This window comes from Candidatus Flexifilum breve, from assembly GCF_016713355.1.
The window spans coordinates 1,092,223-1,117,533 of record NZ_JADJPI010000037.1 but is presented as its reverse complement, the minus strand read 5'-3'; the positions used below and the strand labels follow the sequence as shown (position 1 = coordinate 1,117,533).

Here is a 25,311-nt window from a genome sequence, read left to right as displayed (position 1 = left end):
GGGTGTGTCCGGTGGGCGGGCATGTGCCTGCCCACGTTCCACGCTGCACCGCATGGTGCGGCGTGGGTGCGCCACGGAGAGGCGCACAATAGCCTCCACCGGCGTATGAGGTGGCGAGGTTTTTACCTCGCGCCCAACTCCGCCGATGATTCAGCTGCGCTGAATACACCGTCGGCAGCCTCCAATGCGCCCGTCTGCGACGGCTGCATTGCGGCGGGGTTGGTCGGCATCGCGAACGCGATGCGGCGCTGCTGCGAGGCAGCGCCATAGGTATGTGGCAGCGACGAGAGTATGAAATGCAATCGCAAACGTAAGTCTACAAGGCGAACATGAGATAATAGGTCGCACGCGTTATACTGTACTTAGTGGGAGTATTGTGGCGGCACGGATGATTACACCAACTGATCTACTCACTCAAATGAGGCAGGCTTCAGAGTTGTACTATAGACTTGTTGTGGTCTGTCAGTCCAAGATGGCTGAGCCAAGCTTACTGTATCGCGCCGCGTCGCAGACTGGCGCACGAGTCCTAAATGTCAATCTTGAACTGTCCAAGTTACTATTAGCGATGACGCAGAGACAGAGAAAATTGCAGCTCGGTTCCGCTCTAGAACAGGCGATAGCTGGCTTTGCAGCTCACGAAACAACAGTTGGCGAGTTTGTGTTTCTTGACCACATCGACATCCTGTTTGAGCCTAGCCTGGAAAGCAATCCACTTGCCTTGTTGCAGCGAGCATCCCGAAGCCGGGTCGTTGTTGCGGTTTGGCACGGTACAGTCGAGGATGGCGTTTTGACCTATGCTCAACCCAATCATCCTGCGTTTCGGCGTTATCCTGTAAAGGATTTTCTTGCGCTTCAGCTCGATTAAGCGACGACAAATTGAGAATAACTTTGGGGAACAGTATCAATGAAATACGGTGAACTGATTCAGTTTGATCCGATTGAGAGCGTGGTGCAGCTTCGTGAAGCGGATGCACTGGATGAAGCCCAGCGCTTAGTTTCGACCTATGTGATCTCCGATGAGATGGCAGATCGCCTCAAGACCGTGCTGATTCCCCAGCTACAATTTGAGTACCCGAACGACAACATGGGACTGCTCGTTGTCGGCAACTATGGCACCGGTAAATCGCACTTGATGTCGGTCATCTCGGCCATAGCCGAACATGCCGATCTGCTGCCCCATGTGACAAGTCCGGTTGTCGCTGAGGCGGCGACCGAGATCGCAGGTCGTTTTAAGGTCATTCGAACGGAAATCGGCGCAACCGAAATGTCCCTGCGTCAAATTCTGGTTGAAGAAATGGAAGCTGGGCTAGAAAGACTGGGGATCAGTTTTCAGTTTCCGCCGATGGATCAGGTAACCGGGCACAAACACCTGTTTGAAGACATGATGGCGCTGTTTCAGCAGGCATATCCTGATCATGGCTTGCTGCTCGTGGTGGATGAACTGCTGGACTTTCTTCGTACCCGTCCCGATCAAGCGCTCATCCTCGACTTGAATTTCCTCCGTGAGATTGGCGAGAGCGCCCGCGATCTGCGTTTCCGGTTCATTGCCGGGGTACAGGAAGCGATTTTCGATAACCCGCGTTTTCAGTTTGCCGCTGACAGCGTACGTCGTGTAAAAGACCGCTTCCAGCAGGTGATCATCGCCCGCCGCGACGTGAAGTATGTCGTCTCACAGCGTTTGCTGCGCAAGACGCCCCAACAGCGCGCCGCCATTCGGGAGCATCTCGCTCAGTATGCCAAATACTACGGCGGCATGAACGAGCGCATGGAGGAATTTGTCGATCTGTTCCCTGTGCATCCGAACTACATTGACACGTTTGACCGCATTGCCGTGATCGAGAAACGTGAAATCCTCAAGTCTCTTTCAGCGATCATGAAGGGAATGGTGAGTCGAGAGGTCCCCGTCGATCAGCCCGGACTCATCGCCTACGATGCCTATTGGGCTTCGTTACGGGGAAACGCCGCTTACCGCTCGATCCCGGATGTGCGCGAAGTGCAGGATTGCAGTCAAACGCTCGAAGACCGCGTGCAGCAGGCGTACACGCGACCGCTCTACAAAGCGATGGCGCTGCGGCTGATTCATGGACTGTCTGTCCATAGGCTGGCGGTCGGTGACACCAATTCGGCGATTGGCGCGACTCCGAGCGAACTGCGCGACAACCTCGCTTTGTATCAGCCGGGAGTCGATGATCTGGGTGGTGAACCCGCCGACGATCTGCTGACTGCGGTCGAGACTGCCCTGCGTGAGATCGTCAAGACCGTTAACGGACAGTTCATCACCTATAACCCGGACAACGGGCAGTACTATCTTGACCTGAAAAAGACGGATGACTATGACGCGCTGATTGAACGGCGCGCCGAGAGTCTGGACCGAGGTCAGCTTGATCGCTATTACTTTGTCGCATTAAGGGGCGTCCTCGAATTGACCGATGCACCTGTGGTGGCCACGGGTTTCAACATCTGGCAGTACGAGCTTGAATGGCGGGAGCATCGTGCCGGACGGCTGGGCTATTTGTTCTTTGGCTCCCCCAACGAACGTTCGACTGCCGTCCCCGAACGTGACTTCTACCTGTATTTCATCCAGCCCTATGACGCGCCCTACTTCAAGGACGAGAAGAAAAGTGATGAGGTCTTCTTTCGGCTGGCGAAACGGGATGATGAATTCGACAGAGTCATTCAGATGTACGCCGCAGCGGTTGACCTGAGTCAGAAATCCTCTGGACATGCTCAAAAGGTTTATCTCGACAAAGCAGCGAGTTTTCTGCGTGAAATGGCGAAGTGGCTGCATAAAAACCTGACCAGCGCGTTTGAAGTCACCCATCAGGGGAAAACGAAATCGCTGCTCGACTGGATCAAGGGCAAAGTGCCGTCAGGTGGAGGCACGCTGAATATCCGCGATTATGTGGATACCGTCGGCGGCGTGTGTTTGGCGGAGCATTTCCATGATCAAGCACCAGAATACCCGGAATTCTCGATCACGGTGCGCAGCACGACGATGGAAGGTCAGGTGCGTGATGCACTCCGCTGGATCACAGGGGCGCTGCGACCGCAGGCAGGTGCGGCGATTCTCGATGCGCTCGATCTGCTCGATGGCGACCAGCTTGCACCATATGATTCTAAATATGCCGCCCATATCCTTGACCTGCTGCGCAAAAAGGGCAGCGGTCAGGTGGTGAATTACGGCGAGATCATGGGCGACGACAAAGGCGTTCCGTACATGGCGGCAGATCGCTTCCGGCTGGAACCGCCGCTGGTAATCGTGCTGCTGGCGACGCTGGTCTACAGCGGTGACATCGTGCTGGCGATTGCAGGCAAAAAATTCGACGCGACCGGCATCAACGAACTGGCGAACACGCCTGTGCGCGACCTGATCCAGTTCAAGCACATTGAGCAGCCGAAAGACTGGGACCTGGCTGCGTTAAATGCGTTGTTTTCGCTGTTACGTCTTGGCGATGGGATGGTCAAATTGCTGACGAATGGTCATCCCGAACCAATTCAGGCAATGCAAAAAGCGACGGGCGAAAATATCACACGACTCGTGACGACGCAGCAGCAGATCCGCGACGGCTTCCCCTTCTGGGGGCGGCGGCTATTAGATGAAGCGACCGCTGATGCGCTGCGCGGGCGTATGGAGGCGACCAAGACGTTCCTTGAAAGCCTGCAACCGTATACGACGGCGGGCAAGCTGAAGAACTTCCGCATGGATGCGCGCACGGTGAAAGCCTACGATGATGGGCTGCGCGCACTGGCGGAAATTGAAGACTATCGCCAGTTAGTCGCCGAGATAGGCACACTTGCCAACTACCTTTCGACGGCGGAAACCGTGCTGCCCGCTGATCATGCGTGGGTGGCTGACGTGAAAGCAGCGCAGCAGACGTTACGCCAGCACATTGAAACCGGCGGCAGATTGGATGCCGAGGCACGCCGCGAGATGGCGCAGACGCTGACCGAACTGAAACGCGGCTACATTCGCATCTATCTTGATCTGCACGCCCGCGCCCGCCTCAGTCACGGGGATGATCGCCGTAAGGGGTCTTTGGTGCAGGATGGACGACTGGCGACGCTGCGCGCCCTGACGACCGTCGAGTTAATGCCGGTCGCGCAGTTGACGGAGTTAGAGCGCCTGCTCACCAGCTTGAAGACGTGCTTTACCCTGACACCTGCCAACCTGGACACTGCGCCCATCTGCCCGCACTGCGGCTTCCGTCCCAACGTAGAGAGCGTCGATGTCCCGACCAGCGTGGCGCTGGATCGGATTGATGCGGCGCTGGATCGGATGCTGGCGGACTGGACGCAAACGCTGATCGACAACCTGCAAGACCCGACCGTGCAGGATGATTTGGGACTGCTGAAAGCCGCTGACCGCGCGCTGCTTGACAGTTTCCTCGATGCGCGCGAGCTTCCCGACCCACTGAGCAAGGCGTTCCTCAACGCCCTGCGTGAGGTACTGTCCGGCTTGGTCAAGGTGAGCATCAGCGCCGACGACCTGCGCGCGGCGCTCCTAAGCGGCGGTTCACCGGTGACGCCTGACGATATTCGCAAACGCTTTGACGACCTGATTTCCGACAAGACGCGCGGCAAAGTTACCGCGAAAGTCCGTATCGTACTGGAATAACCCTGCATGACCGAGCCAATGAAAACTGACGCGATGTTCCCCGACTCCGGCACGCCCGCCGATCAGCCGGTCGAGTGCCTTGGGCAGACCTTCCCCGGTGATGCCGCGCGCCGCGACCATTACCTGACCCGCCTGCGGACGGCGCTGGAAGAACTGAACGCCAAACTGGGCGGCGTGACGTGGACGACGGTGGACGACGCGGTGACGCGCCTGAGCAGCCTTGAGCATTGGGCGCTTGGCGATGGCGACCGCCTACGCGAACTGGGGGAGCGGATGCGCGAGGCGGGACGCGGACAGGGACGCGGTAAAGACCTGCTGCAATTGTGGAAAGATGAAGTGGGCTTCCCGCACGGGGAGCTGGACGATATTCTGCGCCTGAGCGACCCACCCTACTACACCGTCTGCCCGAATCCGTTCCTCGGTGAATTCATCGCGTTCTACGGCAAGCCCTATGACCCGGCGACCAGTGACTACCGCCGCGAACCGTTTGCGGCGGACGTGAGCGAAGGCAAGAACGATCCGATCTACAACGCTCATGGCTATCATACCAAAGTGCCCTATAAAGCGATTATGGACTATATCCTTCATTACACATCTCCGGGGGATATTGTTCTTGATTACTTCTCGGGAACAGGAATGACCGGAGTCGCCAGCCAAAGCTTTGAACGTCTTGCGCTAGAAACTCTACCAAATGCTCAATTTGGAAATCGGCACGCTATCCTTATTGAATTGAGTCCGGCAGCAACCCATATCGCCAATAGTTACAATTTGCTTCTTCATAGCAACAGGGCTGAATTTACTTCCGCTGTGAAGCGGATTCTCAGAGAAGCCGAAGAAGCAGTAGGCGATCTATATTCAACGATTCATTCCAACGGTGCCGTAGGACGGATAGACTACACAGTCTGGTCGGAAGTCTTTATTTGTTCTAACTGTGGACACGAATTAGTCTTCTGGGAAATTGCTGTTGATCACGACAAGAGGAAAATCGGATCGGATTTCCAGTGCCCTAACTGTGGGGTCAAACATACCAAAAGCACAGTTGAACACGCATTGTCAACCGAATTTGATCCTGCAATCGGACACATCACAAAGAAGAACAAGAAGATTCCTGTCTTGATTGTGTACAAACTTGGCAACAAGACTTTTAGCAAAAAACCTGATGAAACAGATCTGGTGCGAATCCGTGAACTGGACAGGCAACCTCCTCGGTGGCAGTTTCCGACAAATCGGATGATGAATACGGGTAATGAGATAGAAAAATGGGGTGATGAATGGCGAGCCGGTTCATCGAACTTTGTTTACGTTCACGAAATATATACTAGACGCAACTCCGAAGTTCTTGGTTTTCTGTGGCAAAGGATCAATGAGTATCCTGACGCAACTACCCGAAGTCTGCTTCGCTTTGCGTTTACAGGTACTTGCATTGGGCATTCTCTTATGAACAGGTTTCGCTTTGATGTGTCGTTTCCCTCAAACACGACATCCGGTACAATGCGAATCACTTCACTTTCCAAAGAAACGAATTTTCTCGACCAGTTCAAAAACAAAGCATTGTTGCGTATTGCTCCACTTCTACAAAATGATATCGGTCGAACTACCATAATCAGCACGCAAAGCGCAACAAGTCTACACAATATACCTAGTAATTCTGTCGATTATATATTCGTTGATCCTCCTTTTGGGTCGAATATCGCATATGCAGAGCTGAATTTCGCTTGGGAAGCTTGGTTGCGGGTATTCACTTCACAATCCTCAGAAGCCATTGTAAGTAATGCTCAGTCTAAGGGGTTACTTCATTATCAATGGCTGATGCAATCCGCATTTGCTAGTGCATTCCGTTTGTTAAAACCTGGAAGATGGATGACTGTTGAATTTCACAACTCGCAGAATGCTGTGTGGAGTGCAATTCAAGAAGCCCTAGGTAACGCGGGATTCGTTGTAGCTGATGTTCGTACCCTTGACAAGCAAATGGGTACGTTCAAGCAAGTGAATAGCGTTGGAGCGGTTAAACAAGACTTGGTTATCTCCGCATACAAGCCAAACGGCGGACTTGAAGAACGTTTCCGGCTTGAAGCGGGCACAGAAAACGGCGTGTGGGATTTTGTGCGTACCCATCTACGCCAGCTTCCCATATTCGTCGCCAAAGACGGTCAGGTCGAGGTGATTGCCGAACGGCAGAATTATCTGCTGTTCGACCGCATGGTCGCGTTCCATGTGCAGCGCGGCGTCACCGTGCCCATGTCCGCCTCCGAATTCTACGCGGGCTTGGAACAGCGCTTCTCGGAACGCGACGGCATGTACTTCCTTGCGGAACAGGTCGCGGAGTATGACAAAAAGCGCATGACCGCCACCGAAGTGATGCAGCTCACCCTGTTCGTCACCGATGAAGCCTCAGCAATCCAGTGGCTCAAGCAGCAGTTGACCAAAAAACCGCAGTCCTTTCAGGATTTGCATCCGCAGTTCATGCGGCAGATCGGCGGGTGGAGCAAGCATGAAATGTCGCTCGAACTGCGCGACCTGCTCGAACAGAACTTCCTCGTCTACGATGGCGCGGGCGAAGTCCCCAGCCAGATTCACGCCTACCTTTCCACCAATTACAAAGACCTGCGTAACCTCGCCAAAGATGATCCGCGTCTGCGCGAAGAGGCGGCGGATCGCTGGTATGTCCCTGACCCGAACAAGGCGGGCGACCTCGAAAAGCTGCGCGAGCGCGCCCTGCTCCGTGAGTTCGCCGAGTACCGCGAGTCGAAGGCGCGTAAGCTGAAGGTCTTCCGGTTAGAAGCGGTGCGCGCAGGCTTCAAGAAGGCGTGGGGCGACCGCGATTACGCGACCATCCTCGCCGTCGCCGAGAAAATCCCGGACGCGGTTTTGCAGGAAGACCCGAAGCTGCTCATGTGGTATGACCAGGCGCTCACGCGGTCGGGGCGATAAACGGGAAGTCCGGCAAATCCTTCAGTTACCTTATGGCGTTCCACATTGCATAAGCGAATGGATGTTGCATAGAGGCGGAACATGGGAACGACAGAATTTCGAGCTGACGCACTTGTTGTCGGCGGTTCAGCCTCTGGCAACAGCAATTTAGCAATTGCAGTCGTAAAGGCTGTCCGTACCGCAGGTGGTCGCGATCTGCTGATCGCAATTGTGTGTCAAGCTACCGGTGGTTTACGTCACAGTCGGGTTGCCACGGTAACCGCAGATACAATCCTCGAAAGCATTAGTGCTGACACGCAAGCCGACATTCAAGAGATGCTCGTTGATGCGTTTCGTACTGCAAATCGCCGTGTTTACGAATCTATAAACCTAGACGAAGCATCAGTTCTCAATAGCTTCTCCGCAGTAGCCCTGACCGCAATTGATCTGGACCAAGGAAGCGATTCTTTCCGCCACCTCTATTGCGCGATTGCCGGTAGTTGTGCGATTTATCTAGTGCGCAATGAACAAGTCCAACGGTTGAGTCAAATTTGGACTTCAAGTTACATCGGAGAAAGCAAGGACATCGAGGTTCATGTCGCTTATGAGTGGGTAGGGCTGCAAAATGGAGATACTGTCTTCGCGAGTTTGCACGAGTTGGATACTCTCAGCGGGATTACTAATTCGCAGTACATTCGGACTAAGGAATTACTACACCATGCTTTGGATGAAGATCCTAGCTGGACAAACAAACGTCTAAGTGAATATGCTCAAGTTCGCGGCTGGATGGATGGCTATGCTGTCGCCATCGTACTTGCTCCCAGCGACGAGCGAAGAAATGCCTCAGACCTCCTGAAAAAGGAGCTCGAGCAATCAGAAGAACTTGACCGGTTGCAACTGGAACGTGAGCAAGTGGAGAGGCACCGGCTGCAACTGGAACGCGAGCAACAGGAATTCAGAAGAGCTAAGCAGCTTCAGCGGAGGTTGTCATTTTTGTATATCACTTTGCAATTTACGTGCGCTTTGGTCGTTGCTCTCACTGTTCTGTTGAATGACGCTTCCATGGATTATCGAGTTTCTCTCCAGACGCAGACCGCCTTTGCTGGAGCAGCAGCGCAGCAGATTGCCTATCGAGCTCAAACAGAGATCGCAGCTCAGGTTATACTTGAAACGCTTTCAGTGGCCGCAACCCGATTTGCTGTCTTGGCTACCTCAACTCCAACACCATCCCCCACCCAAACTTCACCCCCTACTGAAACTTCTAGTTCAGAAGCTATAGGCATTCGAGTTGCCAATGCATCCTACATGATCAAAACGCTGATTGGCACAGAACTGGGCAATGGGACTCTAAACATCTACTACAACGACTCGGTTGCCGGATCATCGACAATGCGGGTCGAACTTGAAATGTACTTCAACAACTACTACGTCACACCAACACCATTCGGTCCACGAACAGCAATCCCTGCGCCTATAACCCCCACTTTCGTCACCAGAAACGGCACATTAACACCAGAAACAAGCCCAACGCCGCATGTACCAAGGTATGTGGGCGATCCTGAAATCATCGAAATCTTTGAGCTTATGGGAGCATCGCTGGTGTGTCTCCCCACAAGCTTTGAAGGCTGCAATGCGGCTCCGAACGAAGTCCTGAGTCCTGATGATGTTCGTAGAATACCTCTCAATGGGATGAAGTGGTCGTGGATCGTATCTCCAGCAGAAGGAGCAGAAGGATCACATCAGCTCAGAATCGATCTGTGGCGTCCCTCGGAACGCACCGATGGCGCACAGCGCGCCGAGGTGATTTGGAGCCACGAATTCGAAGTTGAAGTACCCCCTACTTCTGGGGGAAACACCAATATTCCAACGGAGATTTGGGTCGCAGTGATCGGTGCGGCGTCGGCAATTGTGGTGGCGATCATCACACTGCGAAATCGGCGTGAACACGCAGCCGACAAGTCAACGAATGCCAAACCGGATTCAACCTTACCGCGCTTGAAGGTTTTCATCAGCTACCGGCGTTCCGGAGGTATGGGCTTCGCCCAACTAGTACATGATCGTCTCACAATTCGCGGTGTTGATGCCTTCATCGACACCAAAGACATTCACGAGGGCAGGTTTGCAGGGATCATCACGCAGAATATCGCCGCTTGCGATTATTTTGTCGTCGTTCTCGCGCCCACCACGCTTGAATCGGAGTGGGTCGTCCGCGAAATTAATCTTGCGCTGGAATGTGACCGCAAAATTGTGCCGATGCTAATTGACGGGTTCAAGCTAGAGGAGTCGGCGCTACCCGCGTCGATAAGGTCACTGAGCAAGATAAATGCGATTCCAGTGCCCGCTGAGTATGTCGATCCGGCGCTTGATCGCCTGTATGAGTTTTTGGGATTAGCCCCAACGGAGCGAGTATAGATCGATGCAGAGCGGGCAGTGGATATGGATTGAGAGCGAACGTCGCGTCGCCAAAGTGATCGATATGCAGACACTTTGGGGGGTGGAGACGGTTCGCGTTTGGATACCGGCGCTGGACGCTGTCAAGTCATTCGCCTCTTCACAGATTGCGCCGCTCACCGCCGAGAACGCCGGGCTGACCGCGCACCACATCGCCTACCTCACGGCGGCGGCACGCATCGCCGATGCGCTCAACGGCGATATTCTGCTCGCGCCGCTGTCGTCATCGGTCATCCCCCTCCCGCACCAGCTTTACGCGCTGTCTCGCGCGATGAGCAGTGACCGTATTCGCTATCTGCTAGCAGATGAGGTTGGCTTGGGCAAAACCATCGAGGCGGGGCTGATTCTGCGCGAACTCAAGCTGCGTGGTCTCGTCCGCCGTATTCTCGTCGTCGCGCCCAAAGGTCTAACGACCCAATGGGTATCCGAGATGCGTACACACTTCGGCGAGCGCTTCGAACTGATGGTGCCGGGCGAAATGCGGCTCTCGGAGGACAACCTGTGGGAGAAGTATGCACAGGTCGTCTGCCCGCTGGACTCCGTCAAGCCGCTCGACACGCGTCACGGGTGGTCGCGGGCGCGCATTGCCGAGTACAACCGCATCCGCTTTGAGGATTTGATCGCTGCGGGCTGGGACTTGATCATCATTGATGAGGCGCATCGCTTGGGCGGCAGCACCGAACAGGTGGCGCGTTACCGTCTCGGTCAAGCGTTGGCGGATGCCGCGCCCTATCTGCTGCTGCTGTCTGCCACGCCACATCAGGGCAAGACGGATGCGTTTCACCGCTTGGTCGCCTTGCTGGATGAAGATGCTTTTCCTGACTTGGGCAGCGTTGCACGTGACCGGGTTCAGCCGTATGTCATTCGGACTGAAAAGCGCAATGCAATCGATGGCGAGGGAGAGCCGCTGTTCAAACCTCGCCAGACGCGCCTGGCAAAGGTGCAGTGGAACCGCCGTCACGCGGTTCAGCAGCAGCTTTACGATGCCGTCACAGAATACGTCCGAGAAGGCTACAATCGGGCGCTGTTGGAGAAGAAGCGGCACATCGGCTTCTTGATGATCCTCATGCAGCGCCTCGTGACCTCGTCAACGTGGGCGATTCGCACGACGCTGGAACGCCGCCTCGACGTGCTGAACTATCCTCCCGAAATGCTGATGACGGGCAGCGTATCCTCGGAGGATTGGGCGGAGATGGATGGACAGGAGCAGCTTGAGACAGTGGTCATGACGCAGGCAGAAGCGCTGCGCAACGAGCGCGCCGAAGTCGAAATGCTGCTCGACCTGGCGCAGCGTGCGCAGGCTCAGTCCGCCGATGCTAAAGCCGAAGCGCTGCTGGAGATGATGTATGCTTTGCAGCGCGAAGAAGGCGACTCCGACCTGAAGTTCCTGATCTTCACCGAATTCGTCTCAACACAGGATATGTTGCGCGAGTTTCTGGAAGGGCGCGGCTTCTCGGTTGTATGCCTAAACGGTTCCATGGATCTCGCGGCACGCCAGCAGGTGCAGTCGGCGTTTGCAGCGAATACGCGCATTCTGGTTTCCACCGATGCCGGTGGCGAAGGCTTGAACCTCCAGCTCTGTCACATCGTGGTCAACTACGATATTCCCTGGAATCCCATGCGGCTGGAACAGCGCATTGGTCGTGTTGACCGCATCGGTCAGAAGCACACCGTTCGGGCAATCAATCTCATTTTGGAAGAGACAGTCGAGTATCGCGTCCGCGAAGTGCTGGAACAAAAGCTGGCGATCATCCTTGCCGAGTTCGGCATCGACAAAGCCGGGGATGTGCTGGATTCGGTGGAGTCAGCGCGGCTATTCGATGAGCTGTACGTGGACGCGCTGCTCCATCCTGAGAGCATCGATCAGCGCGTGGATGAAATCGTTCGAGAAGTGGAACAGGAAGCTGAGGCAGCAATCAATCAGGGCGTACTCCCGGCTTCCGAAGCGCCATTCACCACCGCAGATTTAGAGAACCTTTCAGCCCATCCGGTGCCCTACTGGCTCGAACGGATGACGACCCACTATCTGCGCGCGCATGGTGGGAAAGCTGAACAAATCGGGCGTTCCTGGTCGCTGCGCTGGCCTGACGGGAAAACCCAAAGCAATGTTGTTTTCTCGATTCAGGACACGTACTGGTTTCCTGATGCAACGCAGCTTTCGCTAGAAGATGAACGCTTGGCGCGCCTCGTACACGAGGCTGAAGCGTTTGTCGAAGGACAGCCCATCCCGCGCATTGCCGGGCATGGTATTCCCCCTACCCTACATGGGTTTTGGTCGCTTTGGAAACTGAGTTTGGGAAATACAGAACGTGCGCACACACTGGTACTGCCGCTGTTCGTCCATGACGATGGTCGCATACTTCAGCCTGCTGCGCGCTCGCTCTGGGAGAAGCTGCTTTCCGAACTTGTCGAGATCACTACGTTTCTCGAGGGTGCTAACGCGGAGTCGGCTTATCAGCAAGTACGTTTGATCGCGGAACAGCAAACGATGGCGCAGTTCGATCTGCTGGTTCAGAAACACAACACCTACCTTGAAGCAGAGCGACAGAAAACCGCGTACAGCTTTCAGGCACGTCGCCGTGCCGTTGAACGGTTGGGGCTGCCGGAGGTGCGGAGCTACCGGTTGAAGCAGTTGGCGTCAGAAAAAGAACGGCGTTATCGTCAGCTTGAGGCTGCTGCTCAGATTGTCCCCGTCTTGCAGCCTTATCTTCTCATTCGGGTTCAATGATCACATGAGCGAAACTTGGCACAACCTGATCCTTAAAGAATTCATTCCCGGTGTGCATCCGGTTACGTTGGTCATCGACCCAGATGGGCTGATGAGTGAAGAAACGCTGCTGCAGCGGATCGAAGCGCTTGGTTTTTCTGTGCTTCTTTATGATGATCCGGTGGAATTCCGCTTCACCTTCGAAACGCAGTTCCGGCAGCAGTGGGAATCGAAGGCTCTACGTGATCTCGTGGTGGTCACGCGCGCGTCGGACGAGGATCGGGATCCGTTTCCCTATGATTTGGCGACAATGGGACACCGATTGTCCGTGCATTTGTCGGATGTTTTCCCCCATCTCAGCGCCAATATCGTGCGCTCGCTGCCGCCTCCCGCCTGGCAGCGGCTGTACGAAGCCCAGCGTCAAAATGGACTCAACAGCGCGCAGGGTGAGATCAACAGTGCAGACTTCGTCCTGCATCATGTGTTTGGAATTGCGCCGGAAACTGCGAAGGAACCGCACGATCTGCTTAATCTGCTGCTTCGGCGTCACTATGGTGAAATGCCGCTGCCTGCGGTCGTCGAGAAACACCTGCTCAACAAACTCCGCCTGACCACACAGTTTGCAGCATGGCCGCTGGAGCGACTGCTCTCTGACCGGGCGTACTTTTTCGCTTTCTTGCAAGATCGGTGGCTGCCTTTCCTTGACCACCTGGCGGACAAACTCGGTCTTGAGACCCTATCTTTCTCTACTCAAGATATGCATCCACCTGTCCTGCTCCCGTTTCAGCATGAAGCCGTTCGTGTCTACGTGGATAACCTGTTCGCTGAACGACTTCTTTCCCCGGTTAAGCATCCCAGTGCAAGCGCGCTGGCTCGACGCGGAGACTGGATTGCACTGGGGCTGGACATCGATCCTCAGGCTGACTCCGTTCGCCGCATTAGTTTGCTGTTGAAAAGCTGCCGCGAAAATCTGCCGTCGGGCGATGCGGCATATATCAGTTGGTTTGAGTTTGCGAATCGTTGGGCAATCCTGAATACTGAACTCAATGGGTCGGAATCACTTCCATCTGTCATACAAAGCGATTTTGTCGAGCTGCAAACAGAAGTCGATAAGCGCTTTCAAGAGTGGGTCATTGCCAGATATAGCGGTCTTTACAACACTGCGCCCACCCCTCCCGTTATGGTGCATCATATTCCACGCTTTCTTGCACGACAGCTCACTGGCGATTCTAGACGCAAGCTTGCTCTAATCGTCGTTGATGGAATGTCCTTCAGCCAATGGAACGCGATAAAACGTGTCTGGCAGGATGGTAATGTGCAGATGGTCTATGAAGAACATGGGTTGTTCGCCTGGGTGCCGAGCTTGACATCGATTTCACGCCAAGCGCTCTTTTCAGGTCGCATTCCCCGCTCTTTTGAACCTCACATTCTGACAACAGCCAATGAGGGCAACTATTGGCACCAGTTCTGGGCCGATCAGAAACTCCCTAGCCAGCAGGTGGCATATGCAAAATCGGTAAATGATGATAATCTGGGAGGAGTTGAGAACATCCTTTCTGATTCGGGCTTGAGAGTAGTGGGCTTGGTTGTGGACACTGTGGACAAAATCATGCACGGTGAGCAGCTAGGTGCTAAGGGAATGCAGAATCAGGTCGTTTTTTGGGCGAAACAGGGGCTGCTCAGGGACTTGGTAGAGAAACTTCTCGGAGCCGATTTCGACATCTGGATCACCGCCGATCATGGAAACACCGAAGCGATAGGAATAGGTCGTCCGACAAATGAAGGTGTTCTGGCAGATCAAAAAGGTGAGCGCGTTCGCGTATATGGCGAGGAATCGCTCCGCAGTCGATTTGCGCAGGAATACTCGGCGACCATTCAGTGGACGGGTGTCGGACTGCCAGCATCATTCTTCTGCCTTATTCCAGAAAGGCGTCATGCGTTCATCACAGAGAAACGCAGGACTGTGACGCATGGGGGAATCAGCCTTGACGAACTCATCGTGCCGTTCATTAGTGTGAAACGGATGGAAAACACTTGAGTGCAGCAAAACCCGTGTTGGGATTCGATAGAAAAATAGCTCTGACATGGCTAGATGCCACCCTTCAGCTTGCGGCTGAGGGCTTATCCCCTGCTGAAATTCGGGGTCGACTGGATGCTATTCTCGAGGGGCAGGTTGCGGGTACTGCCCACAACAGCGCGCGTGGCAAAACCAAAACGGTTTTGCTGCATATCTGGGTCAATGTGCCGCCTCACATAGCAAGACTTCGAGACAAAGCCGTTGAGTTAGCGCATACCCTTGCGCCAGACCAGCGGATTGCCCTGCATTGGGGGATGTGCATCGCAACGTATCCATTGTTCTTGGACGTAGCAACGACAACCGGGCGGCTGCTTCAGATGCAAGATGAGGTCCCACTTGCTCAAGTTCAGCGCCGCATTGCCGATACCTGGGGTGAGAGAAGTACGCTGACCCGTGCCGTCCAGCGTGTGTTCAGAAACTTCGTGGACTGGGATGTATTGCAGGATGCGAATAGCAGCGGGACTTATGCATCTGCGCCGAAAATCGATCTGGCGCAAAGCATTCCACTTGAGCTGTGGCTGCTCGAAGCATTCATGGTGGGAAACAGTCTGGAAATACGTGAATTCAAAGACATTTTGGCTGCACCTTGTTTGTTTCCCTTCCGCCTTAATCTATCCAGTGCCAACTTTGAGGGTCATGCAGGACTTGACTTCGCGCGTCAGGGAGCAAGCAGTGAACTCGTCATCATGAAACAGCCGCTCCTCCTGTAAAGCGTAACAATCCTCCTTTATCGCCCCAGCAATATCCCCCTGCTATACTTTTCCATAAACACAGCGCACAGCAGAGGTGGTCATGGCGGATCAAGCGGAGATTGGCGGGGTGGCGAGGGCTGGCAAGCCCCGCAAACAAAAAGAAGGCGTATTCATCAGCTACGCGCGCAGAGACGGACTGCGAGCAGTCAAGGTAATTAACCGCAGCGGAGATGAGGAGTTAAAGGTATTCCGTGTATGAGTGACGTGCCACCGCCGAAACTTACTCTTTGGAAGCGTGTCGCCCAATTCTTTAGCGATAATGTAGCATTTCTGCTGCAACTGACCTCGCTGTTTGCGGTGGCGGGATTTTTCGTGATTCACACGTATTTAGAAACAGTGACCGGTCTTTTCACATATGAGGTCAATCCCGTTGTATATATCGCAGCGGGCGTGAATATGCTGGGCGGTACGTTTCTGTGGGTGATTGCTAACATCGTCCAGAATGGAGCGCCGGGATTTCTTCTTGGTTTGGTCCTCATCGTTGTCCTGATCATTGTTGGCTTCATTGTGCGCGGCGAAAAAGCCCAAAGATGGTTTGATCGAGTTCTTGTTTTCGCAGAAAAGTGGTCGCGCCGCCTCACCTATTTTGGATTGATCGTGGTTGCATGTCTGTCAGGTATCGCCTATGGCGTCCCTATCTACGGAATCAGCCCGCGTTCAGTAGGTGGCGGTGCGCCTGCAAGCGTTATTCTCGTCTTCAAACCGACGGAAGATTTTTACGCCCTCGGTCTACCGCTTTCAATGGACGCGACGCATACCTTGCGTTCACAACCAGTCGAACTGCTGATGGAGCTGCGAAACAGCTTGCTCGTGCGCGATCCGCAATTCAGCATCCCGTTCGTGGTACGCGACGATCTCTTGTTCTCAGTGATTGATGCATCGCGTTATACCATGCCAATTCTGCCCTTACCGCCTACACCGACACCGACGGTTGCAACGACTGTCACCCCTTAATTTGACGCTTTCGACTGCACTCGTCCGCTTGATTTGGAGATTTCATGGCACCGCATTTTTGGCATAAAGATATTGTCACTGTTTACGGCAGCGCACTCGGTTCGTTACGCAAGTTGTACAGTGGAAACCCGCGCGAGTGGCTAAAACAAAAATTGGAACAAGATGTTTTAGAAAAGACTGTAGGCGCATACGGAAAGGTCAACGTAAGTGATGAGTCTCCCGACAGTATAGCCGGACAATTTTATACCTACATGCCGGGGCACAGTTTCAAAGTCGAATATACTATCGATCTGCTCGAAGCTGATTATCTGCTTCCCCTTAACAGCGATAGAGCCGCCATTGCTGTTATCGATATCGGCTGTGGTGGCGCGACCGCGTCAACTGCGGTTGTCAATCGACTTCTGCGAGCAACGACTGCACCGGATACTCGTGTTCTATTTATTGGCATTGATACCAATCGGCACGCTGTGCAGTTGTACGACTGGATGATGCGTGGGCATTGCCAAATACCATCATTAGCTCAGCGTATTGCATATCGAGCAGTGACTAAAGGGATGCCCGAAGCGCTGACCTATACTGCAGAAGCGTTACGTGTAGTAAAAAGTAAATGGTCGATCCCATCAATCAGTGACTTGTGGGTCATTCAATCAAATGTTATGCGTCCGTTAAATCAATTGTGGCTCGCAGATCTCGATTTGCGGAAACAGCTGGGGCTTAATGCTTATAGCGGACTAATTCCGGATGACTTTGGAGATGTCGAAGCACGCGCCTACGAACAACTGCTTCAACTCACTGAAGCCGACCGGATGGTCATAATGACGATCGCAACCAAAGACAAAGATAAAGATGAAGATAAAGACGCACAATGGCAAGTCGCTGCAAGAACCTTTGGCGAATCGATCATCCGCGTCTTTTCGGAACGAGGGCATAAGACAACACGCCACACTCGTTCTGGAACAAATCTCATTGACCAACCACTCGCTGTAACCTACGCAAATCCAAGAGGAAGTTATTGGCGTACGCCATCCTATACCGGCACGTTTTACGCTGATATCGAGTATATAGAAAGCGAACGGTTTCATGCAGATCAGGCGTGGCAGGAGATAATCTCCATATCCAATCTTCAGCTTGCGTGGGCGCGTGTACGCGCCGCGATGATGCGTGAAGTGCTTGTTGATGAAATTGGGTTGAAATTGTTTGAGGCGAAGCTTCAAACGAACCTGCAATACATACGAAACCAACTCCTCACCTATACTAGCCGTCTTACTGATTATCCTCGCGTGTTTTATCGTGTTCCCAAGGATGAAGGAACCTATCGTCCTCGCGCTTTACAGTCCATCGAAGAAGAAATTCTAGCCGTCGCCATCATTCAAGTTTTGGGAAGAACTGTTCAAGAACTGATGACACGAAATTATGGATGCCGGCTTGCTGGAGGAAAAACAGAGTACCTGTATCACCCTTGGTTTCGTTCCTATGGACGGTTTCGGGATGCTGCAAGAAAAGCCATCTTTGGAAGCGACGAAGGTGCTTATGTACTGAGTGGTGACATCAAAAATTTCTATCCAAGTATTCCACAAGAACAACTGTTACAAGCCGTGTTCAAGAAGTTTCGTATTCAGCCGTCGTCGCGTGCTGCATGGTTAATCCGTCAACTCATTATTCGACATGAGAATAACAGAGACGGTATTTTGCAGGGACCCTTGGCGTCCGGTTTTTGGGCTAACCTCTACCTGCTTGACTTAGACCAGAAGTTTTCCGACGACTATAGAGAAGCAACATTATTTCGCTACGTTGATGACATCGTGTTTGTTATTCGTTCTTTAGAGGCTGCTGGAACAGTAAGGGAGGATTTGATCGTTAAAGCGAAAGAACTCGATTTAGAGTTGTCCCCTGAAAAAACCGACAGCAAACCTGAAACGGTAGAAGTCGCCAAAGAGGGATTTCAGAAAAATAAAGAGTTGGACAAGATGGATAAACGCTTTCGTCAATTAACTGACGGTCTATATTTCACAACTGCAAATTATCGATCACCGATTGCAACTTACGACAATGACTCTTGGTGGAACTTCGTCTCTCAATATGGGCAATGTCTAGCTGCTGCGAACATTTATGTCGAAAATTCAAGATTGAGCCGCAAATTGTGGCAGTATGTGCAAAATCCAACTTTAAGTTCGCAGCGACGGTTGAATATGCCCGGCTTTGCCCTTATCAACGACGCCGCACAGTGGGCTGAAGTATTCGCTCATGTAAATCCACAGTGGACGCGGAATTACGCTCAAATTAAACAAGAGTTATCGGCTATGTTCCGGAGAAATTGGCTCCTCTGGAAAGGTGTGCGGGAGACTTTGAGACAGCGGGAAGCCGATGTTGTACAGGATTCAAATCAAGAGGAATTGCAGGAAGAAATCAAAAAACTGAAAGCCGAAATGAAAAAACACCAATCCGTTATTGGATTTTCCCTGAATCGGCTTTCGCGGATTGGTTTTGAATCGGTGCTGGACGACATCGTGGAGATTTTTTGCTACTACCCCTATGTCATCAAGTCACCACGATTTATTCTGGAGCATTTAGCTTTACAAGGTCATGCTGGCACGCTTGACAACATTTTCTTGTGCCTTCAATCTGCTACATTTCCGGGCGCTTCGTTTATCCGTGCGTTATGGATGCGTTCGTTGCGTTCAACGTCCCTGCTAGATGGGCAGCCCTACATCGCCTTGTTGGAGCAAACATGCTTAAGCAGCACCCTAGGAAATGAAGATTCACTTGTTGAAGCATTGATGGCATCCGAAACACTGCTGTTCCTTCAAACGTATCGTCCAACCAAAACTGTCGTGTCTGACCTTCGCTCGCGTGCTAATGAAGTTGGGCGCGAGTGCGCTCCACTCGCACGTAATCTTTTGATGTTGGCTCGGAGATACGAAAACGAAGACCCCGATTATGACTGGGAGCAATGGCGTGAGGAAATGAACGAGGTGTATCCTTGGCAAATTGGAGATGAGTACAACTCGGACTCAGAATTGCTTGACAGTATGTTTCAGCCGGAACCTGATGTAATTCGCAATGACCACTACTATTCTCGGTATCCGGATAATGCAGACGAATTTGAGGGGGATTATTTTTAAGGCAGGAATGATTGCTGCCTTAGGCGTTTTGTGTCAATTCCACAAAAACCAGCGGCGCTCCATCCGATTTCAAGGGAGGAACATAATAATTTCTCATAGAGCGTGCGCGCAGGTTTATTATCTCGCCAGTCATAATTCGCCATAGTAGCGAATGGACTGTTCAATGTGCGTTTGCCACCTGAGCCATCACCCTCAGTAAAATCATCAACAACAATACGTCTAGCTCCAGACACGACAAGACGCTCTGCAAAGTTAGACGTATACGGTAAACAGGGACTGACGACGATTTGCACGGAGATTCCTGCTTGAGTAGCCTGTTGGACAATCTCGAATCGTTTTTCTATTGCGGGACCTCCGCCGAGATGTCTGATCATTGTTGCATTATCTGTTTCAATGGTTACAGAAAGCCAAGCATACGGTATAGATTGTATGCGATCAAAATCATGTGCGACAAGCGGTGAGCGAGTTTGGATTACCAGTAAGTCTAAATCCGAATATAAAGAAAAGGCATCCAAGCAGCGCTGAGTGACTCTATATTTCGCCTCCAACGGTTGGTAGGGATCGGTTGTGGAAGCCATAAAAATTCGCAGTTTGGCTCGTTCCGTATGAGACATACTCCTTAAAGTTTCTTCTAAGACAATCCCCGCGTTCTCCTTGACACCAACCAGTTCGCCCCATGCTTCGCCTTGTCCAAAATTTGTCCAATTTGGCATGAACTGTGCATAACAGAATGTTCCACATGAACTTTTCCCAAACCCGCAGCCAGTATATGGAGAAAGGCTATGCGTGAATGGAAAAGGTGCTGATGCTAAAAAACCCTTGCGTTGAGGTGTCAAAATCGATTTGACTTGTCGCGTGCTTATGTTCATTTTGCAGATTTTCCTCGTCACGATAATCATTGTAGTTCATCTGTTCGCTTTTCGATATGCAAACGCCATTTTGCGACAACCAAACAGTCTGTACTTACCTATCTCAAAATGGGATCTCCTCACCACCCACGTTGTGACCGTTGTCGCCGTTCTCGGCGCGATCCAGTAGGGCAAGGCGATGGGTGCATTGATGTCGAGGCTAAGCTGCAGTGTGCCGCCCTTGTGAATTCCAGCGTAACTTGAGACAGAATCCTACGTAACATGAGAAAAATCCAATGTAACTTGAGAAAAAGTCCTGTTTTTCCAGCATAACTTGAGAAAAGTGGTGCTGTCAGTCACCCGACAGCACCGGTGCGGACTGAGCTATTTTAGAACGGAATATCGGATTCTTCGCTGTGACCGTTGTCGCCGTTCTCGGCGCGATCCAGCAGGACGAGGCGGTTGGCATCGATGTCGAGGCTCGGCTGTGGCGTGCCGCCCTGATCCGTCCATGCGCTCAGACGCACCCACTCTGCCGTCACCTGCACAAGCGAGGACTTGTGGACGTACTTGACCGCGATGTCCGCCAATTTATTCCAGCACGACACCCGCACCCATACGGTCTGTTTTTCGCCCGCGCGGTTCTTGCGGCTGACCGCCACCGAGAACGACGCGACCGTCTGCTCACCCACCTGCCGCACCTGCGGATCACTGCCAACGTACCCGGTCACTTGCATATTCAACGAGCTGCCCATTGTGAACTCCTCGCGCTAGTGCGCTTTCGCTGTTCATCGACCCTGTGTCGATTTCTGCACCAGCCAGAGCAGGCGATCACGCCGACCATCACCCAACGGGCGCTACCCGATTGCGGTGAGCGAAGCGGCACAAGCCCGGAGCAATCGGGTCAAGCGAAGTCCGCAGGACTTTGATGGGGGGCGCGCCTGCTAGGATGGTCAGCGACAAATCGGCACGTTTTCAGGTCAGATGGACGAAGCGCCGCGCTGAAGGAGAAGGTTGGGCGCGACGGGGAGATTGTGTGACCGCAAAAGGCAGAACCGTGTGCCAGTGGTGAGCAAACGCGGCTCTTGGCAGAACGGCGCGATGCGGGGCGAAATGGCAGGATGGGCTGCGACGCTGGAAACGGCGGCATCAGCGGCGTGTCCACGCAAGCTGGAGAAGACGGCGGTTTGCGTCTGTGCGGACGGAACTGCACGCCAATCGAGCCAGATCGATGCAGCCCGGACTGCACGCGCCAGAGAACGGTTTGGTCAGCGAGGGGAACGATCCGGCGGATGAGGCTCAGCGGTCGCGCTCATCGGGGAAGTAAGTGCTTTTGAAGTTGTAGAGCGCGGGCTGCTCGCTGTGGCGGATACCTTCGTAGAGCGCACCGGTGATGCGATTCAGTCCCTTGTGCAGCTTCTCGCGGGCGTAGTTCTCATCGCCGTGAGCAAGCAGCTGGATTGCGGTCTGGGTCAGGTAGTCAACGGCGGCGAGGAGTTCGTATGCCATGCGTCCCTGCCACGAATGGACGCCATTAGCATGTGCCGTCGCCGTCTTGAGATCGTCCAAACCGCTGTAGGCGCGCAGCGTCCCTTTGGCGGTCGCCTCAAAGTCATCGATGCGAACATCGTCCAGCGCAAAGCGGCGCAGGAAGTCGCGTATCGCATCAACGGTGTGGAACGAGAGGAAGTTCTGCCCGCATTGCACCGCCAGCGGATGCCATGCCGTGGCGAAATCGGGATGGTCGCAGAGACCGAACGCCGTGTTTTGCAAGGCGACGAGGATATCCACAACGCGCGATTCATCCCTGTCAGCGTTCAAGTTGGAGGCGAGGAACTCGCCGATGGCGTTGTACTGCGCTGCATCGAAACGGTCATGATACCGCTGCATGGCAGCGGCTTTCAGATCGTGAGTCATGAGATATTCCTTTGTTAGATGGATTCAGTGAGACGAATGAGGGTGGTGATGGTATTCGGATCGGTCGGGCGCTGATCGATCTGGTGGAAAAGACGTGCGAGAACCGCGCTTGCAGAACTGTAAAGTGTGTACAGGCTGTCCTTGTACGGCAGCACCCATGTCCCTGCCGGGACACGTTTTGCGCCATCGCCCTGCAAAAGGAATGGTAGGAGCGGCATGGATGTGAATGTCCACCCGGTGGCGAAGACGAGCGGTTCCGCACGCTCGGCGGCATCGAGCGTCCAATCCGCACACAGGATGCGTCCGCTATCGTGCGCGAGATACGCACATTTCAGGGAGAGTCCGCCGAGATCGCTGAATGGCAGCCGAACGACTTTGATCAGGATGACGGGCTGCCAGTCGAGATGAGCCAACACTATGTGTACTCCTTTGCAAAATCATGTGTAGAAATATGAGCGTTCTGAGCTTATTGCGGAAATTTTGCAGAACAGTGATAATTCCTATCAATCAACAATCATTTTGGCTTTCGAGAACATGACTGACCCACAGCCGTCGAAAAATCCAAATCCGTTGCGTGATATTGGGGTGATCATTGCGATCATTGGAGGTCTCTTTGGTTTTATAGGAACTCTCTGCACGATAATCATTCCTCTTTTGGTTCGAGAACCGCCAGGAGCTATCGTCCAAGTCACTGCTCAAGCTCTCCAAACGCAGGGAGCATTTACGGCGGTTGCATTACAAATGACGCTTGAAGCGCAATTCACTGAAACACCCACGCAGACAGATCTCCCCACAGTTGTAATGATCTCCACAGATACATTGACTGTAGCGCCAACTTCAACTGCGACCGACACACCAACCTTGACGCTGACACCCAGCGACACGCCGAGTGCGACAGATTCAACTATGTACACAACAATCCCCTCAGCGACATCCGCCCCCACCCTCACACGAACGGTGACATTGAGTTGTCCTGCAATAGAGAACGTCCCCTTTGTGGTCGAACGCCGCGCCGATATAATTATGGTTTGTGCGATTACACATGCTGATCTTGGGCAAGTCTTCATCGAACTGGATGATACCCGACCCCGTTTGGGAGATATGTTCAATGGTAATTTGGAAGTCGATGCAGGGTATTGCTTCTGTATTGGACCGATGAATTCACCGAGTAGGAGCCCTACGGAGTGTGCTGATCTGGCGTATTGGCCCAACCGCACTGTCGAATTGAATGATTGGGGAAATGCTCAGTTCACGGTGGAATGGCAGAATAATAGACTGCGTTACGGGATAGATATCTGCCTGTACGGTGCGAAAACCTTATCCGCAGGGAGAACTAAGCGACGCGGCGGTAATCGTGGATGAGACCGTGCAAGATATCTCGCCGTTCGATCTGCCCTTGAGGGTTTGAAACCGGCAGCGGGATGGGCGTGCGTTGTTCGATACCTTGATGCGGGCGGGCACAATTATAGTATCTGATGTATTGGGTAAGGACGTCGTGTAGGTGCCGCTGGTCAAGCACGATGAGCCGGTCAAGGCATTCTTCGCGAACAGTACGGATCCAACGCTCAGCAAACGCATTGGCTTTCGGTGCGCGCACCGGGGTTTTGATGACCTCGATCGCTTCGGTTTCGAAAATGGCGTTGAAGACAGCCGTGTACTTGCTGTCGCGATCGCGGATCAAGAAGTGCGCCGGATAACCCGACTCCTCCAGCTGCCACACGAAGTTCCTTGCCTGCTGAATAACCCAAGGAGCGGTAGGATGCGCCGTGATGCCTGCGAGATGAACGCGGCGACTGCCGACTTCAATGAAAAAGAAGATGTACAGAGTTTGCATGCGCAGCGTCTCAACCGTGAAAAAGTCACACGCCAAGAGTTGGTGACGGTAGTGTTTCAAAAACGTGCGCCACGAGGTTGTTCGACGTTGGCGCTCTGGGGCGGGAGGAATGCCATGCCGGCGCAGGATGTCGCGGACGGTCGTTTCGCCGATCGTCACCGCCAGTTTTTTCAACTCCCCGTGCAGCTTACCCCCACCCCAACCGTTTTCGCGTGCCAACTGTAAAACCAATGCCTCAATCTCGGCATCGGTTCGCGGACGACCACCCCGGTTTTTCGCGGCGGCATACGTCCATTTCTTGCGAACCAAATCGCGATGCCAGCGCAACAGCGTGTCTGGTTGGAACAGGAGCAGAAAGTCGCCTAACTGCTCTCGCACTGGTCGCCCTGCCCGCTTGATCTGAGTTATGAGGGTAGCAAACAGAAGTTTCTCGAAGCGAGAGAGAGTCGGTGCGCGCTTCTGTCGACGGCGGACGACGGCCAGTTGTTGACGCAGGAATAGGATTTCCAAGTCTTTCTGATCAAGCGGTTGCCAAACGACACGCAGGCTGTCGAGCAGAAAGGCAATGAGTTGCTGCAGCGAATACCAAAACATAAAGAGCGGTGACCAAGTTGAGAACTGAAAGGCGGTATCTTACCAGACAAAATCGGCTCTTGGTCGAGAACACATCAGAATGGATAGTGTTTTCGCACCATACAGTATCCCGGTCCGACTTGACAACAGGCTTGTCCGCACCAGATCGGTTCCGACCTCTGTGCTGGACGAGCGTCGCAGGCGAGTCTACTCCATTTTCATATTTGGTGGTGAACTCCGTTCATCACGACTTGACACTGATATCAGGTTCAGCTATCCATTGCCCTGCTCCTTCTTTTCCCCCCCCCCCCCCCCCCCCCGGAGGGCCCCCCCCCCCCCCCCCCCCCCCCCCCCCCCCTTCCTCTTTCCCCCCCCGAGAAATTAAGGGACTTACCCGCTTCAAACCTGAAACCAGTTAAAGTGTAATGCAGCCCGTTTTGTCCCAGTGTGGATGTATGTTATTATGATTACACCCAGTTGCCCTTATGTAGTTATTCCGGTGAAATCATCTAGCTAAAGGGAAGTACTTATGCAAGTGCCACGTCCAATCA

The 25,311-nt window shown here is 53.3% G+C and carries 16 protein-coding genes; 10 read left to right on the top strand and 6 right to left on the bottom strand.

The features are described from left to right. Window positions 1-122: 122 nt before the first annotated feature. Window positions 123-302: a hypothetical protein gene (locus tag IPK17_RS35770; protein ID WP_343422501.1), complete on the bottom strand. Its 180-nt coding sequence runs from the start codon at window positions 300-302 to the stop codon at window positions 123-125. A gap of 74 nt (window positions 303-376) precedes the next feature. On the opposite strand from IPK17_RS35770, the gene brxF reads away from it, so the two are divergent. From brxF to IPK17_RS35725, 9 genes are all read left to right on the top strand, one after another. Next, window positions 377-865 (top strand): BREX-3 system P-loop-containing protein BrxF, encoded by a 489-nt coding sequence (brxF, locus tag IPK17_RS35765; protein WP_343422500.1) that lies wholly within the window; start codon window positions 377-379, stop codon window positions 863-865. 39 nt (window positions 866-904) lie between these two features. Next, complete coding sequence (locus IPK17_RS35760) at window positions 905-4,615, top strand: DUF6079 family protein (protein WP_343422499.1); 3,711 nt, start codon at window positions 905-907, stop codon at window positions 4,613-4,615. A gap of 6 nt (window positions 4,616-4,621) precedes the next feature. Continuing rightward, window positions 4,622-7,546 carry a DNA methyltransferase gene (locus IPK17_RS35755; protein ID WP_343422498.1) on the top strand — a complete coding sequence of 975 codons (2,925 nt, stop codon included), beginning with the start codon at window positions 4,622-4,624 and terminating at the stop codon, window positions 7,544-7,546. A gap of 81 nt (window positions 7,547-7,627) precedes the next feature. Then, on the top strand, window positions 7,628-9,937 hold the full coding sequence (locus tag IPK17_RS35750) for a TIR domain-containing protein (RefSeq protein WP_343422497.1): 2,310 nt from the start codon (window positions 7,628-7,630) through the stop codon (window positions 9,935-9,937). Window positions 9,938-9,941: 4 nt separating this feature from the next. Continuing rightward, window positions 9,942-12,704 (top strand): DEAD/DEAH box helicase, encoded by a 2,763-nt coding sequence (locus IPK17_RS35745; protein ID WP_343422496.1) that lies wholly within the window; start codon window positions 9,942-9,944, stop codon window positions 12,702-12,704. 4 nt (window positions 12,705-12,708) lie between these two features. Continuing rightward, entirely contained in the window at window positions 12,709-14,721 is a 2,013-nt protein-coding gene (gene pglZ / locus IPK17_RS35740; protein ID WP_343422495.1) for a BREX-3 system phosphatase PglZ, read from the top strand. Then, a complete protein-coding gene (locus IPK17_RS35735) occupies window positions 14,718-15,470 on the top strand; it encodes a hypothetical protein (RefSeq protein ID WP_343422494.1) in 753 nt (250 codons plus the stop codon). Before pglZ ends, IPK17_RS35735 begins: the two co-directional genes overlap by 4 nt. A gap of 237 nt (window positions 15,471-15,707) precedes the next feature. After that, a complete protein-coding gene (locus IPK17_RS35730) occupies window positions 15,708-16,466 on the top strand; it encodes a hypothetical protein (protein WP_343422493.1) in 759 nt (252 codons plus the stop codon). A 44-nt stretch (window positions 16,467-16,510) separates the two neighbouring features. Continuing rightward, window positions 16,511-19,588, top strand: a complete 3,078-nt coding sequence (locus IPK17_RS35725; protein WP_343422492.1) for an RNA-directed DNA polymerase — start codon at window positions 16,511-16,513, stop codon at window positions 19,586-19,588. Here the strand turns inward: IPK17_RS35725 and IPK17_RS35720 are convergent. The 4 genes from IPK17_RS35720 to IPK17_RS35705 all read right to left on the bottom strand — a co-directional run bounded on the left by IPK17_RS35720 (window position 19,585) and on the right by IPK17_RS35705 (window position 22,769). Then, the gene (locus IPK17_RS35720) at window positions 19,585-20,457 is read right to left on the bottom strand and encodes an SPL family radical SAM protein (RefSeq protein WP_343422491.1); all 873 of its coding nucleotides are present in this window, start codon (window positions 20,455-20,457) and stop codon (window positions 19,585-19,587) included. The two genes, IPK17_RS35725 and IPK17_RS35720, sit on opposite strands and share 4 nt — an antisense overlap. 368 nt (window positions 20,458-20,825) lie before the next feature. Next, window positions 20,826-21,191, bottom strand: a complete 366-nt coding sequence (locus IPK17_RS35715) for a single-stranded DNA-binding protein (protein WP_343422490.1) — start codon at window positions 21,189-21,191, stop codon at window positions 20,826-20,828. 544 nt (window positions 21,192-21,735) lie between these two features. Continuing rightward, on the bottom strand, window positions 21,736-22,353 hold the full coding sequence (locus IPK17_RS35710) for a hypothetical protein (RefSeq protein WP_343422489.1): 618 nt from the start codon (window positions 22,351-22,353) through the stop codon (window positions 21,736-21,738). A gap of 14 nt (window positions 22,354-22,367) precedes the next feature. Further along, the gene (locus IPK17_RS35705) at window positions 22,368-22,769 is read right to left on the bottom strand and encodes a hypothetical protein (protein ID WP_343422488.1); all 402 of its coding nucleotides are present in this window, start codon (window positions 22,767-22,769) and stop codon (window positions 22,368-22,370) included. 64 nt (window positions 22,770-22,833) lie between these two features. On the opposite strand from IPK17_RS35705, the gene IPK17_RS35700 reads away from it, so the two are divergent. Continuing rightward, window positions 22,834-23,715: a hypothetical protein gene (locus IPK17_RS35700; RefSeq protein ID WP_343422487.1), complete on the top strand. Its 882-nt coding sequence runs from the start codon at window positions 22,834-22,836 to the stop codon at window positions 23,713-23,715. Here the strand turns inward: IPK17_RS35700 and IPK17_RS35695 are convergent. After that, the gene (locus IPK17_RS35695; RefSeq protein WP_343422486.1) at window positions 23,687-24,781 is read right to left on the bottom strand and encodes an integrase core domain-containing protein; all 1,095 of its coding nucleotides are present in this window, start codon (window positions 24,779-24,781) and stop codon (window positions 23,687-23,689) included. The two genes, IPK17_RS35700 and IPK17_RS35695, sit on opposite strands and share 29 nt — an antisense overlap. Window positions 24,782-25,311 lie beyond the last annotated feature (530 nt).

What these genes read in the sequence shown, in the direction of transcription:
- IPK17_RS35755 (WP_343422498.1), top strand. Translation starts at nt 4,622, where the DNA reads ATGACCGAGCCAATGAAAACTGACGCGATGTTCCCCGACTCCGGCACG.
- IPK17_RS35725 (WP_343422492.1), top strand. Translation starts at nt 16,511, where the DNA reads ATGGCACCGCATTTTTGGCATAAAGATATTGTCACTGTTTACGGCAGC.
- IPK17_RS35715 (WP_343422490.1), bottom strand. Translation starts at nt 21,191, where the DNA reads ATGGGCAGCTCGTTGAATATGCAAGTGACCGGGTACGTTGGCAGTGAT.
- IPK17_RS35760 (WP_343422499.1), top strand. Translation starts at nt 905, where the DNA reads ATGAAATACGGTGAACTGATTCAGTTTGATCCGATTGAGAGCGTGGTG.
- IPK17_RS35750 (WP_343422497.1), top strand. Translation starts at nt 7,628, where the DNA reads ATGGGAACGACAGAATTTCGAGCTGACGCACTTGTTGTCGGCGGTTCA.
- pglZ (WP_343422495.1), top strand. Translation starts at nt 12,709, where the DNA reads ATGAGCGAAACTTGGCACAACCTGATCCTTAAAGAATTCATTCCCGGT.
- IPK17_RS35710 (WP_343422489.1), bottom strand. Translation starts at nt 22,353, where the DNA reads ATGACTCACGATCTGAAAGCCGCTGCCATGCAGCGGTATCATGACCGT.
- IPK17_RS35695 (WP_343422486.1), bottom strand. Translation starts at nt 24,781, where the DNA reads ATGTTTTGGTATTCGCTGCAGCAACTCATTGCCTTTCTGCTCGACAGC.
- IPK17_RS35730 (WP_343422493.1), top strand. Translation starts at nt 15,708, where the DNA reads ATGAGTGACGTGCCACCGCCGAAACTTACTCTTTGGAAGCGTGTCGCC.
- IPK17_RS35720 (WP_343422491.1), bottom strand. Translation starts at nt 20,457, where the DNA reads ATGAACATAAGCACGCGACAAGTCAAATCGATTTTGACACCTCAACGC.
- IPK17_RS35745 (WP_343422496.1), top strand. Translation starts at nt 9,942, where the DNA reads ATGCAGAGCGGGCAGTGGATATGGATTGAGAGCGAACGTCGCGTCGCC.